Origin of the sequence: Pseudomonas sp. JS3066 (genome assembly GCF_036328175.1) — a bacterium.
Taxonomy (GTDB): Bacteria; Pseudomonadota; Gammaproteobacteria; order Pseudomonadales; family Pseudomonadaceae; genus Metapseudomonas.
In genome coordinates, this window is the sequence record NZ_CP143312.1 from 602,162 (window position 1) to 616,162 (window position 14,001).

Sequence of the window (14,001 nt, forward strand, 5' to 3'; positions counted from 1 at the left end):
GAGAGTGACGTTGATCGCTTCCGACCAGTTCCGCATCGTTGTCGGCCTCGGCAAGAGCGGCATGTCCCTGGTGCGCTTCCTGGCGCGCCAGGGCGTTCCGTTTGCCGTGGCTGATACGCGCGCGAATCCGCCGGAACTGGCGACGCTGCGGAGTCAGTTCCCGCAGGTGGAAGTGCGCTGTGGCGAACTCGACCCGGACTTCCTCAGTCGCGCCAGCGAGCTCTACGTGAGCCCCGGCCTCGCCGTGGCAACGCCAGCGCTGCAGGAGGCTGCAAGCCGTGGCACCAAACTGTCCGGTGATATCGAGCTGTTCACTCGCAATGCCAAGGCGCCGATCGTCGCCATTACCGGTTCGAACGCCAAGAGCACCGTCACGACGCTGGTGGGCGACATGGCCAGGGCGGCGGGCAAGCGCGTTGCCGTCGGCGGAAACCTGGGCACGCCGGCGCTGGACCTGCTGAATGATGACGTTGAGCTCTACGTGCTCGAGCTGTCCAGCTTCCAACTGGAAACCACGGATCGCCTGAACGCCGAGGTGGCGACGGTGCTGAATGTCAGCGAAGACCATATGGATCGCTATGCCGACATGCAGTCCTACCACCTGGCCAAGCACCGCATCTTCCGTGGCGCGCGCCAGATTGTGGTCAATCGCGGAGATGCCTTGTCTCGGCCACTGGTAGCCGACCAGTTGCCCTGCTGGTCTTTTGGGCTGAACAAGCCTGACTTCAAATCCTTCGGCCTTATCGAAGAAGACGGCGAGAAGTACCTGGCCTATCAATTCGACAAGTTGATGTCGGTGCGCGAACTGAAGGTACGTGGTGCCCACAACCAGTCCAACGCACTGGCTGCGCTTGCCCTGGGGCACGCAGTGGGATTGCCGTTCGAGCCCATGCTGGACACCCTGAGGACCTTCCCCGGTCTGGCTCACCGTTGCCAGTGGGTACGCGAGCTGCGTGGCGTGTCCTACTACGACGACTCGAAGGCCACCAACGTCGGTGCGGCCCTCGCGGCAATCGAAGGCCTTGGGGCTGACATTGGTGGCAAGCTGGTGCTGATCGCCGGTGGCGATGGCAAGGGCGCTGACTTCTCAGGCCTCAAGGCACCGGTGGCACGCTTCTGTCGCGCCGTTGTGCTGCTGGGGCGTGACGCCGAGCTGATCGCCGATGCTTTGGGTGATTCCGTGCCGCTGGTACGGGTCAAGACCCTGGATGAGGCTGTACAGCGCTGCTCTGAGCTGGCCGAAGCCGGCGATGCGGTATTGCTGTCGCCGGCCTGTGCCAGCCTCGACATGTTCAAAAACTTCGAAGAACGCGGGCGCCTCTTCGCCCAGGCCGCGGAGGGACTTGCCTGATGCTGGCCCGTCTGCTCGCCGCCCCGTCACCGCTGCGCAGCCGCCGCGGAATCGACATCGACTTTCCGCTGTTGGCCGGTTGCCTGTCGCTGCTTGGCCTGGGCCTGGTGATGATCACTTCGGCCTCGTCGGAAGTTGCCGCGGCGCAATCCGGCAACCCGCTTTACCACATGATTCGCCATCTGATTTATCTGTCGATTGGTCTTGGCGCTGGTCTGATAACCCTGCAGATTCCCATGGCCTTCTGGCAGCGTCACGGCGCCCGGCTGATGCTGGCAGCCATCATCCTGCTGGTGTTGGTGCTGCTGCCGGGCATCGGTCGCGAGATCAACGGCGCCAAGCGCTGGATCGGTTTCGGCCTGTTCAACCTTCAGCCTTCCGAGTTGGCCAAGCTGTTTACCGTGATGTTCATCGCTGGCTACATGGTGCGCCGCCAGGATGAAGTGCGTGAGAAGCTGACCGGCTTCATCAAACCGATGCTGGTGCTGGGCCCGATTGCCGTGCTGTTGCTGGCCGAGCCGGACTTCGGCGCCACCGTGGTGCTGGTTGGCTCTTGTATCGCCATGCTCTTCCTTGGCGGTATCAACCTGGTGCGCTTCATCCCCCTTGCCGGCGCGGTGCTCGCCGCCGGCGTACTGGTCATGACCAGTCAGAGCTACCGGATGCAGCGCCTGACCAACTTTGTCGATCCCTGGGCCGACCAGTACGGTGCCGGCTATCAGTTGAGCCAGGCGTTGATCGCCTTCGGCCGAGGCGAATGGTTCGGCGTAGGCCTGGGTAACAGCATCCAGAAGCAGTTCTACCTGCCTGAGGCCCATACCGATTTCGTATTCGCCGTGCTTGCTGAAGAGCTGGGGATGATAGGTGCCCTGGCAACTGTCGGCCTGTTCGTCTTCGTCAGCGTCCGGGCCCTCTACATCGGTCTATGGGCCGAGAAATCGCGTCAGTATTTCTCCGCCTACGTGGCCTACGGCCTGGCCTTCCTCTGGATCGGCCAGGTACTGATCAACATCGGCGTGAACGTCGGTCTGCTGCCGACCAAGGGCCTGACCTTGCCATTCCTCAGCTATGGCGGCAGCTCCCTGGTGATCTGCTGCGTCAGCCTGGCCTTGTTGCTGCGTATCGAGTGGGAACGCCGTACCCATCTGGGTAATGAGGAAGTGGAATTCGTCGAAAGTGATTTCTTCGATGAGGAGGTGCGCCCATGAGCGGCATCGTGCTGATCATGGCCGGCGGCACCGGCGGCCACGTATTCCCAGCCCTGGCCTGCGCCCGCGAGTTCCAGGCGCGCGGCTTCAAGGTGCATTGGCTCGGTACGCCGAAGGGGATCGAGAACGAGTTAGTACCCCAGGCTGGCCTGCCCCTGCATCTCATTCAGGTGAGCGGTTTGCGTGGCAAGGGGCTGAAGTCCCTGCTCAAAGCACCGTTCGAGTTGCTGAAGTCGCTGTTCCAGGCACGCCGCATCGTGCGTGAGCTGAAACCTGTATGCGTTCTGGGTATGGGGGGGTATGTCACTGGGCCCGGCGGGCTGGCAGCACGCTTGTCCGGCGTGCCGTTGATCATCCACGAGCAGAATGCCGTGGCGGGAACCGCCAATCGCAGTCTGGCGCCTCTCGCCAGCCGCGTATGCGAGGCCTTCCCCGATACCTTTGGGCAAAGCGACAAACGGCGCACCACCGGCAACCCGGTGCGCGAGGAGCTGTTCCTGGAAACGCCGCGTGATGCCCTGACTGGCCGCAAGCCGCGCCTGTTGGTGCTGGGCGGCAGTCTGGGCGCCGAGCCGCTGAACAAATTGCTGCCGGAAGCGCTGGCCAATATCCCTGCGGACCTGCGTCCGGAGGTATTCCACCAGGCTGGGCGCAAGCATGACGAGATCACCGCGGAGCGTTATCGCGAAGCCGCGGTCGAAGCGGAGGTCGCCCCCTTCATCAAGGACATGGCACGTGCCTATGCCTGGGCCGATCTGGTCATCTGCCGTGCAGGTGCCCTGACCGTGAGCGAATTGGCCGCCGCCGGGTTGCCGTCGTTCCTGGTGCCACTGCCCCATGCGATCGACGACCACCAGTCGCGCAACGCCGAATATCTGGCGAAGGAGGGCGCAGCTGTCCTTCTTCCGCAACATTCCACTGACGCGGCCAAGCTGGCCGCTCAGCTGACCGAGGTCCTGATGCAGCCCGAGAAACTAAAGGCCATGGGCGCTACCGCCCGCCGTCTGGCCAAGCCTGCCGCCACCCATACCGTGGTCGATATCTGCCTGGAGGTGGCCCATGGTTGAGAGCCAGAAAGCCATGCCCCAGCCGGAAATGCGCCGCATCCGCCGGATCCATTTCGTCGGCATCGGCGGTGTCGGCATGTGCGGGATCGCAGAAGTGCTACTGAACCTGGGATACCGGGTTTCGGGTTCCGACCTCAAGGCTTCGGCGGTTACCGAGCGCCTGGAGAAGTTCGGCGCCCAGATCTTCATCGGCCACCGCGCCGAGAACGCTGAACATGCGGATGTGCTGGTGGTGTCCAGCGCTGTGAACAAATCCAACCCCGAGGTTGCGGTTGCCCTGGAACGCCGCATCCCAGTGGTGCCGCGCGCCGAGATGTTGGCCGAGCTGATGCGCTACCGCCACGGCATCGCCGTCGCCGGTACCCACGGCAAGACCACCACTACCAGCCTGATTGCATCGGTGTTCGCTGCCGGAGGCCTTGATCCGACCTTCGTCATCGGTGGCCGGCTGAACGCTGCCGGCACCAATGCCCAGCTTGGCACCAGCCGCTACCTCGTCGCCGAGGCGGATGAGAGCGACGCGAGCTTCCTGCACCTGCAGCCGATGGTGGCCGTGGTCACCAATATCGACGCAGACCACATGAGTACCTACGAGGGGGACTTCAATCGACTGAAGAAGACCTTCGTCGAGTTCCTCCACAACCTGCCGTTCTATGGGCTGGCCGTGCTTTGCGTGGACGACCCGGTAGTGCGCGAGATCCTGCCCCAGGTAGCACGTCCAACCGTGACCTACGGCTTTGCCGAAGACGCGGACGTGCGGGCCATCAATGTTCGCCAGGAAGGCATGCGCACCTGGTTCACTGTCCTGCGCAAGGACCGCGAGCCGCTGGACGTCTCCGTGAATATGCCGGGCAACCACAACGTCCTGAACTCCCTGGCGACCATTGCCATTGCCACCGACGAAGGCATCAGCGACGACGCCATCGTCCAGGGCCTTTCCGGCTTCCAGGGTGTGGGCCGGCGCTTCCAGGTCTACGGCGAGCTGGAAATCGAAGGCGGCAGTGTGATGCTGGTGGATGACTACGGCCACCATCCGCGCGAAGTGGCTGCGGTGGTCAAGGCTGTCCGCGGCGGCTGGCCGGAGCGTCGCCTGGTGATGGTCTATCAGCCTCACCGCTATAGCCGTACCCGCGATCTCTACGACGATTTCGTGCAGGTGCTCGGCGAGGCCAACGTACTGCTGCTGATGGAGGTCTACCCGGCCGGCGAAGAGCCTATCCCCGGTGCTGACAGCCGTCAGCTCTGCCACAGCATCCGTCAGCGCGGCCAACTGGACCCGATCTACATCGAGCGCGGCGTCGATCTGGCGCCCCTGGTCAAGCCGCTGCTGCGTCCCGGCGACATCCTGCTCTGCCAGGGCGCCGGCGATATCGGCGCGTTGGCGCCGCAACTGATTCAGAACCCGCTGTTTGGTGGCCAAGCTGACGACGCCACCAAGAGGAAGACGAAATGAGCGCGCAATTGAAATCCAACCTCGAACCGGCTGCGTTCGGCCGGGTCGCTGTGCTCTACGGCGGCAAGAGTGCAGAGCGCGAGGTGTCGCTCAAGTCTGGCGCCATGGTGCTGCAGGCCTTGCAGGCCGCGGGCGTGGACGCCTTTGGCATCGATGTGGGTGATGACTTGCTGCAGCGCTTGCAGGCGGAAAAGATCGACCGTGCCTTCATCATCCTGCACGGCCGGGGCGGTGAAGACGGCAGCATGCAGGGCCTGCTGGAGTGCCTGGACATTCCGTATACCGGCAGCGGCATCCTTGCTTCCGCCCTGGCGATGGACAAGCTCCGCACTAAGCAGTTGTGGATCAGCCTGGGCCTGCCGACGCCGCGTCATGCCGTGCTCGCCAGCGAGCAGGACTGCCGCCAGGCCGCTGCAGACTTGGGTTTCCCACTGATCGTCAAGCCGGCCCACGAAGGCTCCAGCATCGGCATGGCGAAGGTCGAGAACGTCGAGGCGCTCATCGAAGCTTGGCGTGCGGCCGGGACCTATGACCCGCAAGTCCTGGTGGAACAGTGGATCCACGGTCCGGAATTCACTGTCGCCTGGCTACGCGGCGAGGTGCTGCCGCCCATCCGTCTTGGCACCCCGCACACCTTCTATGACTACGACGCCAAGTACCTGGCCAGTGACACCCGTTACCAGATCCCTTGTGGCCTGGACGCGGAAAAGGAAGAGGAACTGAAGCAGCTCACCGCGCGCGCCTGCGAGACCCTCGGCATCCAGGGTTGGGCCCGCGCAGACGTGATGCAGGACGCCGAAGGGCGCTTCTGGCTTCTCGAAGTCAATACCGCACCGGGCATGACCGATCACAGCCTGGTGCCAATGGCCGCACGCGCCGCGGGTATGGATTTCCAGCAACTGGTGCTGGCGATCCTGTCCGACAGCGTCGAGGCAAGGGGCTGATCCCATGCGTAATGCCACTATCCGCCGTCAGGAACCCGTAATCGGCCGCGCCGCTCCGTCGCGAAAGCCGATGCCGCGTGGCGCCAGTCGGATGGTGGCCAAGGAGCCGCTGACTCAGCGGCTGCCCAAGCCCAGCTTCGGTTTCCTGCGCAAGCTGATGTGGCCGGTGATGCTGGCGGTGCTCGGATTCGGTGCCTACGAAGCGGCCCAGCGCCTGCTTCCTTACGCCGACCGCCCCATCGCCAAGGTCAATGTGCAGGGCGATTTGAGCTACATCAGCCAACAAGCTGTGCAGCAACGCATCGCACCGTACATCGCGGCGAGTTTCTTCAGCATCGACCTGGCGGGAATGCGCCGTGAGCTGGAGCAGATGCCGTGGATCGCCCACGCGGAGGTACGCCGGGTTTGGCCGGACCAGGTAATGGTTCGACTGGAAGAGCAACTGCCCATTGCCCGTTGGGGCGACGAGGCACTCCTGAACAACCAGGGGCAGGCTTTCACCCCGCGCGAGCTGGCCCATTACGAACAGTTGCCACAGCTCTGGGGCCCGCAGCGGGCGCAGGAGCAAGTGATGCAGCAGTACCAGATGCTCAGCCAGATGCTGCGCCCGCTCGGCTTTTCGATAGTTCGGCTGGAGCTGCGTGAGCGCGGCAGCTGGTTCCTGTCCACCGGCCAGGGCGTCGAATTGCTATTAGGGCGGGATCACCTGGTAGAGAAAATGCGGCGATTCATCTCGATCTACGAGAAAACGCTGAAAGAACAGATTGCGAACATCGAGCGCGTCGACCTGCGATATCCCAACGGCCTGGCTGTGGCCTGGCGGACGCAGGTCGAGGCCCCCGCGGCGACCACGGTCGCCGTGCAGTGAATTAGAGAGAAGGTTAGACACATGGCAAGCGTACAGAGCGGCAAGATGATCGTCGGCCTGGACATTGGCACCTCCAAGGTGGTGGCGCTGGTGGGCGAGGTCGCAGCTGACGGCCAACTGGAAATCGTCGGTATCGGCACCCATCCGTCGCGCGGCCTGAAGAAGGGCGTGGTGGTGAACATCGAGTCCACCGTGCAATCCATCCAGCGTGCGGTGGAAGAGGCCCAGTTGATGGCGGGTTGCCGAATTCACTCGGCATTCGTCGGCATTGCCGGCAATCACATCCGCAGCCTGAACTCCCACGGCATCGTCGCAATTCGCGACCGCGAAGTTAGCGGCGCCGATATCGAGCGCGTGCTGGACGCCGCACAGGCGGTGGCGATCCCTGCCGACCAGCGTGTACTGCACACTCTGGCCCAGGATTACGTGATCGATAACCAGGAAGGTGTACGTGAGCCTCTGGGCATGTCCGGTGTGCGCCTGGAGGCCAAGGTGCACGTGGTGACTTGTGCGGTGAATGCGGCGCAGAACATCGAGAAGTGCGTGCGCCGCTGCGGTCTCGAAGTCGACGACATCATCCTGGAGCAGCTGGCTTCGGCCTACTCGGTTATCACCGATGACGAGAAAGAGCTGGGCGTGTGCCTGGTGGATATTGGCGGCGGCACCACCGACATCGCCATCTTCACCGAGGGCGCTATTCGGCACACCGCGGTGATCCCGATCGCCGGTGACCAGGTGACCAACGACATCGCCATGGCCCTGCGTACGCCGACCCAGTACGCCGAAGAGATCAAGATTCGCTACGCCTGCGCCCTGGCCAAGCTGGCCGGTGCTGGAGAAACCATCAAGGTGCCCAGCGTTGGCGACCGTCCTCCGCGCGAACTGTCGCGCCAAGCCCTGGCCGAAGTGGTCGAGCCCCGTTACGACGAGCTGTTCACCCTGATTCAGGCGGAACTGCGACGCAGCGGTTACGAGGACCTGATCCCGGCGGGCATCGTTCTCACTGGCGGCACGGCCAAGATGGAAGGTGCGGTGGAACTGGCCGAAGAGATTTTCCACATGCCGGTGCGCCTGGGCGTGCCGCATAGCGTGAAGGGGCTCGCCGATGTCGTGCGCAACCCCATCTATTCCACGGGCGTGGGCCTGCTGATGTACGGATTGCGCAAGCAATCCGACGGCATGCCTGCCTCCACTGGCAGCTACGGCTATGCCGAAGAGGCCAAGGCTCCTGTACTGGAACGGCTCAAGCGCTGGGTTCAGGGCAATTTTTAAACGCGGTACGCAGTAGGCGAAAAACTAAAAAAGGAAGGAGAGGGGATATGTTCGAACTCGTAGATAACGTTCCGCAAACAGCGGTCATCAAGGTTATCGGCGTCGGTGGTGGCGGTGGTAACGCCGTGAACCACATGTCGAAGAGCAACATCGAAGGCGTCGAGTTCATCTGCGCCAACACTGATGCCCAGGCACTGAAGAACATCGGTGCGCGCACCGTGCTGCAACTCGGCCCAGGCGTGACCAAGGGCCTGGGTGCCGGCGCCAACCCGGAAGTCGGCCGTCAGGCTGCCATCGAAGACCGTGAGCGCATTGCCGAAGTGCTGCAAGGCGCCGACATGGTCTTCATCACCACTGGCATGGGCGGCGGTACCGGTACCGGTGCAGCGCCGATCATTGCCGAAGTGGCCAAGGAAATGGGCATCCTCACCGTTGCGGTGGTGACCCGTCCGTTCCCGTTCGAAGGTCGCAAGCGCATGCAGATCGCCGACGAGGGCATTCGCTCCCTGGCGGAAAGCGTCGACTCGCTGATCACCATCCCCAACGAGAAGCTGCTGACCATCCTCGGCAAGGACGCCAGCCTGCTGGCTGCTTTCGCCAAGGCTGACGATGTACTCGCCGGCGCGGTGCGCGGCATCTCCGACATCATCAAACGTCCTGGCATGATCAACGTCGACTTCGCCGACGTTAAGACCGTGATGGGCGAAATGGGGATGGCGATGATGGGTACCGGCTGCGCCAGCGGTCCGAATCGTGCTCGCGAGGCCACCGAAGCCGCTATTCGCAACCCGCTGCTCGACGATGTAAACCTGCAGGGCGCCCGCGGCATCCTGGTGAACATCACCGCGGGTCCGGACCTGTCCCTGGGCGAGTACTCCGATGTGGGTAACATCATCGAGCAGTTTGCTTCCGAGCACGCCACCGTCAAGGTGGGCACCGTGATCGATCCGGACATGCGCGACGAGCTGCACGTAACCGTAGTGGCCACTGGCCTGGGTGCGCGCATCGAGAAGCCGGTCAAGGTTGTCGACAACACCGTTCAGGCAGCCACTGTGGCCACCACCACTGTAGCCGCTCGTCCGGAGCAGTCGTCCGTCAACTACCGCGACCTGGATCGCCCGACCGTGATGCGCAACCAGGCTCATGCCGGCGCTGCCACCGCGGCCAAGCTCAACACTCAGGATGACCTGGATTACCTGGACATCCCGGCATTCCTGCGTCGCCAGGCTGATTGATGATTTGTATCAGGAGCATTAGGGTGATTGGTGTTCAGCAAAGGGCGGTTCTGCTATTATCGCCGCCCATTGTTGAAAACAGTTCGCAACTTGCGCACAAGCGGCCAATGCCATGATCAGACAACGCACTCTCAAGAACATTATCCGTGCCACTGGCGTGGGGCTGCATTCCGGGGAAAAGGTCTACCTGACCCTCAAGCCCGCTCCGGTGGACACTGGCATAGTGTTCCGCCGTACCGACCTCGATCCCGTGGTGGATATCCCTGCACGCGCCGAGAATGTCGGTGAGACCACCATGTCGACCACACTGATCAACGGTGAGGTCAAGGTGGACACCGTGGAGCACCTGCTTTCGGCCATGGCTGGCCTGGGCATCGACAACGCCTACGTCGAACTCTCCGCGTCGGAAGTGCCGATCATGGACGGCAGCGCTGGTCCCTTCGTCTTCCTGATTCAATCCGCCGGCCTGCAGGAGCAGGACGCGCCGAAGAAGTTCATCCGTATCCTGCGTGAAGTGACCGTGGAGGAGGGCGACAAGCGCGCCACCTTCGTTCCCTTCGATGGTTTCAAGGTGAGCTTCGAGATCGATTTCGATCATCCGGTGTTCCGCAACCGCACCCAAAGTGCGAGCGTGGATTTCTCCAGCACCTCGTTCGTCAAGGAGGTCAGCCGTGCGCGGACCTTCGGCTTCATGCGCGACATCGAGTTCCTGCGTTCGCAGAACCTGGCACTCGGCGGCAGCGTCGAGAACGCCATCGTGGTAGATGAGAACCAGGTGCTCAACGAAGACGGCCTGCGTTACGAGGACGAGTTCGTCAAGCACAAGATTCTCGATGCGATTGGTGACCTCTACCTGCTCGGAAACAGCCTGATCGGCGAGTTCCGTGGCTTCAAGTCGGGCCACGCGCTGAACAACCGCTTGCTGCGCCAGCTCATTGAGCAGAAGGACGCCTGGGAAGTGGTGACCTTCGAGGATGCCAGGACTGCACCTATCTCCTATATGCGACCGGTAGCAGCCGTTTAAGCAATACCCTCTTTCCTGACTTCAAAGGCCACCTTCGAGTGGCCTTTTTTTATCCTTTCTATTCGGCAATGCTCACTCTTTTGGTTTTCCGTGGCGCGCCAGGCGCTCCAGTGCTTCCCGCAGGCGTGGGTCCGTGACGGTCTCCGCCGTGGCTTGCAGGCTTTCTGCGGCTGTGGAAGACAGGCGGCCCTCGGTCACCGGCGTACTGCTGGGTGCGAAGCTTGGTTGTACCTTGAATACGATCCGTTCCAGACCTGCGAAAGCCTCGAATCCCTTTAGTTGCCGCAGCAGGCGAGTTTGCTGATAGCGCAGCCTGGTGGCCCAGTGCCCGTCAGTGACGATCAGCAGCAGGCGTCCCTCGCGCCAGGCGGCCACGTGGCAGTGGTCGCGGGCGGCCGGTTGCAACTGGCTGGCGAGCAGCTGTTGTAGTTGCTCGATGCGCTGGGCTTCGTTGAATAGTGCTCGCAGAGGTTTTTGCTCCCGCAGCAGTGCGGCAGGGGAGCGGGCGGGCAGAGGACGAAACGCCATGGCGGGCTGCTTGAATGAAGGGAGGTTCGCCCATATTAACAGAGGGTGCCTTGTCCTCGGTGGTCATGCGTGGTTCGGCTGTCCAGGCGGTCAACTCATCTGTGCATTCGTGGCGAGGCCCCCGCCGGGGACTATGGAAGCCCTCCTACGGAGACCGGGAAGTGCTCCCGCTTTCCTCGGCAACGATTCCGGGTAGAATGCCCCCTTCGCAAGCAGCCATGGCGGCTGCGCGGGCGACTACAGGCCGCCCTCCATCCTAATGTGTGGAAGATCCTCTCTATATGTTTGCGCCATTGTTGAAGAAACTCTTTGGAAGCAAGAACGAACGCGAAGTGAAGCGCATGGCCAAGGCTGTGCTGGCTATCAACGCGTTCGAAGAGCAGATGGTGGCCCTGTCCGACGACCAGCTGCGTGCCAAGACCGAAGAGTTCAAGGCGCGTCTGGCCAAGGGCGAGACCCTCGACCAGTTGCTGCCGGAAGCCTTCGCCGTGGCGCGTGAGGCCGGCAAGCGCGTCATGGGCATGCGCCACTTTGACGTTCAGCTGATCGGTGGCATGACCCTGCACGAAGGCAAGATCGCCGAGATGCGTACCGGTGAGGGCAAGACCCTGGTAGGGACCCTGGCCGTGTATCTGAACGCGCTGTCCGGCAAAGGCGTGCACGTGGTTACAGTGAACGATTACCTGGCCCGCCGCGACGCCAACTGGATGCGTCCGTTGTATGAGTTCCTCGGCCTGTCCGTCGGCGTTGTCACGCCCTTCCAGCCGCCGGAAGAAAAGCGAGCCGCTTACGCCGCTGACATCACCTACGGCACCAACAACGAATTCGGTTTCGACTACCTGCGCGACAACATGGCGTTCAGCCTGGACGACAAGTTCCAGCGCGAGCTGAACTTCTCCGTGATCGACGAAGTGGACTCCATCCTCATCGACGAAGCGAGGACCCCGCTGATCATCTCCGGCCAGGCCGAAGACAGCTCCAAGCTCTATATCCAGATCAACAAGCTGATCCCGCGCCTCAAGCAGCACATCGAAGAGGTGGAGGGGCAGGTCACTCAGGAAGGCCACTACTCGGTCGATGAGAAGACCCGTCAGGTCGAGCTCAACGAGATGGGCCACCAGTTCATCGAGGAAATGCTCACCCAGGCCGGCCTGCTCGCCGAGGGTGAGAGCCTCTACTCGGCGCACAACCTCAGCCTGCTGACTCACGTCTACGCCGGACTGCGTGCACACACGCTGTTCCACCGCAACATCGAGTACATCGTGCAGAACGACCAGGTGCTGCTGATCGACGAGCACACCGGCCGTACCATGCCTGGCCGTCGCCTGTCCGAGGGCCTGCACCAGGCCATTGAAGCCAAGGAAAACCTGCCGATCCAGGCAGAGAGCCAGACCCTGGCCTCCACGACCTTCCAGAACTACTTCCGCCTCTACAAGAAGCTGTCCGGCATGACCGGTACTGCCGATACCGAGGCCTTCGAGTTCCGCCAGATCTACGGTCTGGACGTGATCGTCATCCCGACCCACCGTCCTGTCGCCCGTAAGGACTTCAACGACCTCGTCTACCTGACCCAGGAAGAGAAGTTCGGCGCCATCATCACCGACATCAAGGACTGCCAGGCAAGCGGTCGTCCTGTGCTGGTGGGTACCGCTTCGATCGAGAGTTCCGAGTACGTATCCCAGTTGCTGATCAAGGCTGGCATCGAGCACAAGGTGCTCAACGCCAAGTACCACGAGAAGGAAGCCGAGATCATCGCCCAGGCGGGCCGTCCCGGCGCCGTGACCATCGCCACCAACATGGCCGGTCGCGGTACCGACATCCTCCTCGGTGGCAACTGGGAGGCCGAAGTCGCCACCTTGGAAAACCCGACTGACGAGCAGGTCTCGCAGATCAAGGCTGAATGGCAGAAGCGTCATCAGCAGGTAATCGAGGCAGGCGGCTTGCACGTGGTTGCGTCCGAGCGCCACGAATCCCGCCGTATCGACAACCAGCTGCGCGGCCGTGCCGGTCGCCAGGGTGACCCGGGCTCCAGCCGCTTCTACCTGTCGCTGGAAGACAACCTGATGCGCATCTTCGCCTCCGACCGGGTGAAGAACTTCATGAAGGCCCTGGGCATGCAGTCCGGCGAGGCCATCGAACACCGCATGGTGACCAACGCGATCGAGAAGGCCCAGCGCAAGGTCGAAGGCCGTAACTTCGATATCCGCAAACAACTCCTCGAATACGACGATGTGGCCAACGAGCAGCGCAAGGTGATCTACCACATGCGCAACAGCCTGTTGGCTGCCGAGGACATCGGCGACACCATCAAGGAATTCCGCGAAGAAGTGCTGAACAGCACCATCGACGCCCATATCCCGCCGCAGTCGATGCCGGAGCAATGGGACATTTCCGGCCTGGAAGCCGCGCTGTACAGCGATTTCGGCCTCAAGCTGCCGGTACAACAGTGGCTCGACGAAGACGACAAACTGTACGAAGAGACCCTTCGCGAGAAGATCCTCGTGCAGTTGCTGGCGGCCTACAACGAGAAGGAAGATCTCGCCGGCGCCGAAGCCCTGCGCGTTTTCGAGAAGCAGATGCTGCTGCGCGTGCTGGACGACCTGTGGAAAGACCACCTGTCCACCATGGACCACCTGCGCCACGGTATTCACCTGCGCGGCTATGCGCAGAAGAACCCGAAGCAGGAGTACAAGCGCGAGTCCTTCACCCTGTTCCAGGACCTGCTCGATTCCATCAAGCGCGACACTATCCGTGTCCTCTCGCACGTCCAGGTCCGCCGCGAGGATCCGGCCGAGGAAGAGGCGCGCCTGCGCCGCGAAGCCGAAGAAATGGCCCGTCGCATGCAGTTCCAGCACGCCGCTGCTCCGAGCATCGAAGAGCCGGAGTTGGCCGACGAGCAGGGTGATGTGGCCGTTGCTACCGCAGCCGCTCCGGTTCGCACTGAGCCCAAGGTTGGCCGCAACGAACCCTGCCCTTGTGGTTCCGGCAAGAAATACAAGCACTGCCACGGTCAAATTGACTAAGGCCTTGCTGTAGTTACAACGCCGCGAC

At 62.5% G+C, this 14,001-nt stretch carries 11 protein-coding genes; 10 read left to right on the forward strand and 1 reads right to left on the reverse strand.

Translation table 11 applies throughout. The features are described from left to right. Positions 1-4: 4 nt before the first annotated feature. The 9 genes from murD to lpxC all read left to right on the forward strand — a co-directional run bounded on the left by murD (position 5) and on the right by lpxC (position 10,422). Complete coding sequence (gene murD / locus SA496_RS02975; protein ID WP_120652862.1) at positions 5-1,351, forward strand: UDP-N-acetylmuramoyl-L-alanine--D-glutamate ligase; 1,347 nt, start codon at positions 5-7, stop codon at positions 1,349-1,351. After that, on the forward strand, positions 1,351-2,559 hold the full coding sequence (gene ftsW / locus SA496_RS02980) for a putative lipid II flippase FtsW (RefSeq protein WP_120652861.1): 1,209 nt from the start codon (positions 1,351-1,353) through the stop codon (positions 2,557-2,559). The genes murD and ftsW overlap by 1 nt, the downstream gene beginning before the upstream one ends. Continuing rightward, complete coding sequence (gene murG, locus SA496_RS02985; RefSeq protein WP_120652860.1) at positions 2,556-3,626, forward strand: undecaprenyldiphospho-muramoylpentapeptide beta-N-acetylglucosaminyltransferase; 1,071 nt, start codon at positions 2,556-2,558, stop codon at positions 3,624-3,626. The genes ftsW and murG overlap by 4 nt, the downstream gene beginning before the upstream one ends. Then, positions 3,619-5,079, forward strand: coding sequence for a UDP-N-acetylmuramate--L-alanine ligase (gene murC / locus SA496_RS02990; RefSeq protein ID WP_120652859.1), 1,461 nt, complete (start codon positions 3,619-3,621; stop codon positions 5,077-5,079). Before murG ends, murC begins: the two co-directional genes overlap by 8 nt. Beyond that, the gene (locus SA496_RS02995; RefSeq protein WP_120652858.1) at positions 5,076-6,023 is read left to right on the forward strand and encodes a D-alanine--D-alanine ligase; all 948 of its coding nucleotides are present in this window, start codon (positions 5,076-5,078) and stop codon (positions 6,021-6,023) included. Before murC ends, SA496_RS02995 begins: the two co-directional genes overlap by 4 nt. Before the next feature lie 4 nt (positions 6,024-6,027). Then, positions 6,028-6,891, forward strand: a complete 864-nt coding sequence (locus SA496_RS03000) for a cell division protein FtsQ/DivIB (protein WP_120652857.1) — start codon at positions 6,028-6,030, stop codon at positions 6,889-6,891. Positions 6,892-6,912: 21 nt separating this feature from the next. Beyond that, on the forward strand, positions 6,913-8,163 hold the full coding sequence (gene ftsA / locus SA496_RS03005; RefSeq protein WP_120652856.1) for a cell division protein FtsA: 1,251 nt from the start codon (positions 6,913-6,915) through the stop codon (positions 8,161-8,163). Between the two features lie 47 nt (positions 8,164-8,210). Beyond that, positions 8,211-9,398, forward strand: coding sequence for a cell division protein FtsZ (ftsZ, locus tag SA496_RS03010; RefSeq protein ID WP_120652855.1), 1,188 nt, complete (start codon positions 8,211-8,213; stop codon positions 9,396-9,398). 112 nt (positions 9,399-9,510) lie between these two features. After that, positions 9,511-10,422, forward strand: coding sequence for a UDP-3-O-acyl-N-acetylglucosamine deacetylase (lpxC, locus tag SA496_RS03015; RefSeq protein WP_028628442.1), 912 nt, complete (start codon positions 9,511-9,513; stop codon positions 10,420-10,422). Positions 10,423-10,494: 72 nt separating this feature from the next. Here lpxC and SA496_RS03020 read toward each other — a convergent pair whose 3' ends face one another. Next, on the reverse strand, positions 10,495-10,950 hold the full coding sequence (locus SA496_RS03020) for a DUF721 domain-containing protein (RefSeq protein WP_120652854.1): 456 nt from the start codon (positions 10,948-10,950) through the stop codon (positions 10,495-10,497). Positions 10,951-11,231: 281 nt separating this feature from the next. Between SA496_RS03020 and secA the strand changes: the two genes are divergently transcribed. Beyond that, positions 11,232-13,973, forward strand: a complete 2,742-nt coding sequence (gene secA, locus SA496_RS03025; RefSeq protein WP_153922274.1) for a preprotein translocase subunit SecA — start codon at positions 11,232-11,234, stop codon at positions 13,971-13,973. Positions 13,974-14,001: the final 28 nt, after the last annotated feature.

Coding starts and splice junctions, on each gene's coding strand:
- ftsW (WP_120652861.1), top strand. CDS start 1,351: ATGCTGGCCCGTCTGCTCGCCGCCCCGTCACCGCTGCGCAGCCGCCGC.
- murG (WP_120652860.1), top strand. CDS start 2,556: ATGAGCGGCATCGTGCTGATCATGGCCGGCGGCACCGGCGGCCACGTA.
- murC (WP_120652859.1), top strand. CDS start 3,619: ATGGTTGAGAGCCAGAAAGCCATGCCCCAGCCGGAAATGCGCCGCATC.
- SA496_RS02995 (WP_120652858.1), top strand. CDS start 5,076: ATGAGCGCGCAATTGAAATCCAACCTCGAACCGGCTGCGTTCGGCCGG.
- SA496_RS03000 (WP_120652857.1), top strand. CDS start 6,028: ATGCGTAATGCCACTATCCGCCGTCAGGAACCCGTAATCGGCCGCGCC.
- ftsA (WP_120652856.1), top strand. CDS start 6,913: ATGGCAAGCGTACAGAGCGGCAAGATGATCGTCGGCCTGGACATTGGC.
- ftsZ (WP_120652855.1), top strand. CDS start 8,211: ATGTTCGAACTCGTAGATAACGTTCCGCAAACAGCGGTCATCAAGGTT.
- lpxC (WP_028628442.1), top strand. CDS start 9,511: ATGATCAGACAACGCACTCTCAAGAACATTATCCGTGCCACTGGCGTG.
- SA496_RS03020 (WP_120652854.1), bottom strand. CDS start 10,950: ATGGCGTTTCGTCCTCTGCCCGCCCGCTCCCCTGCCGCACTGCTGCGG.
- secA (WP_153922274.1), top strand. CDS start 11,232: ATGTTTGCGCCATTGTTGAAGAAACTCTTTGGAAGCAAGAACGAACGC.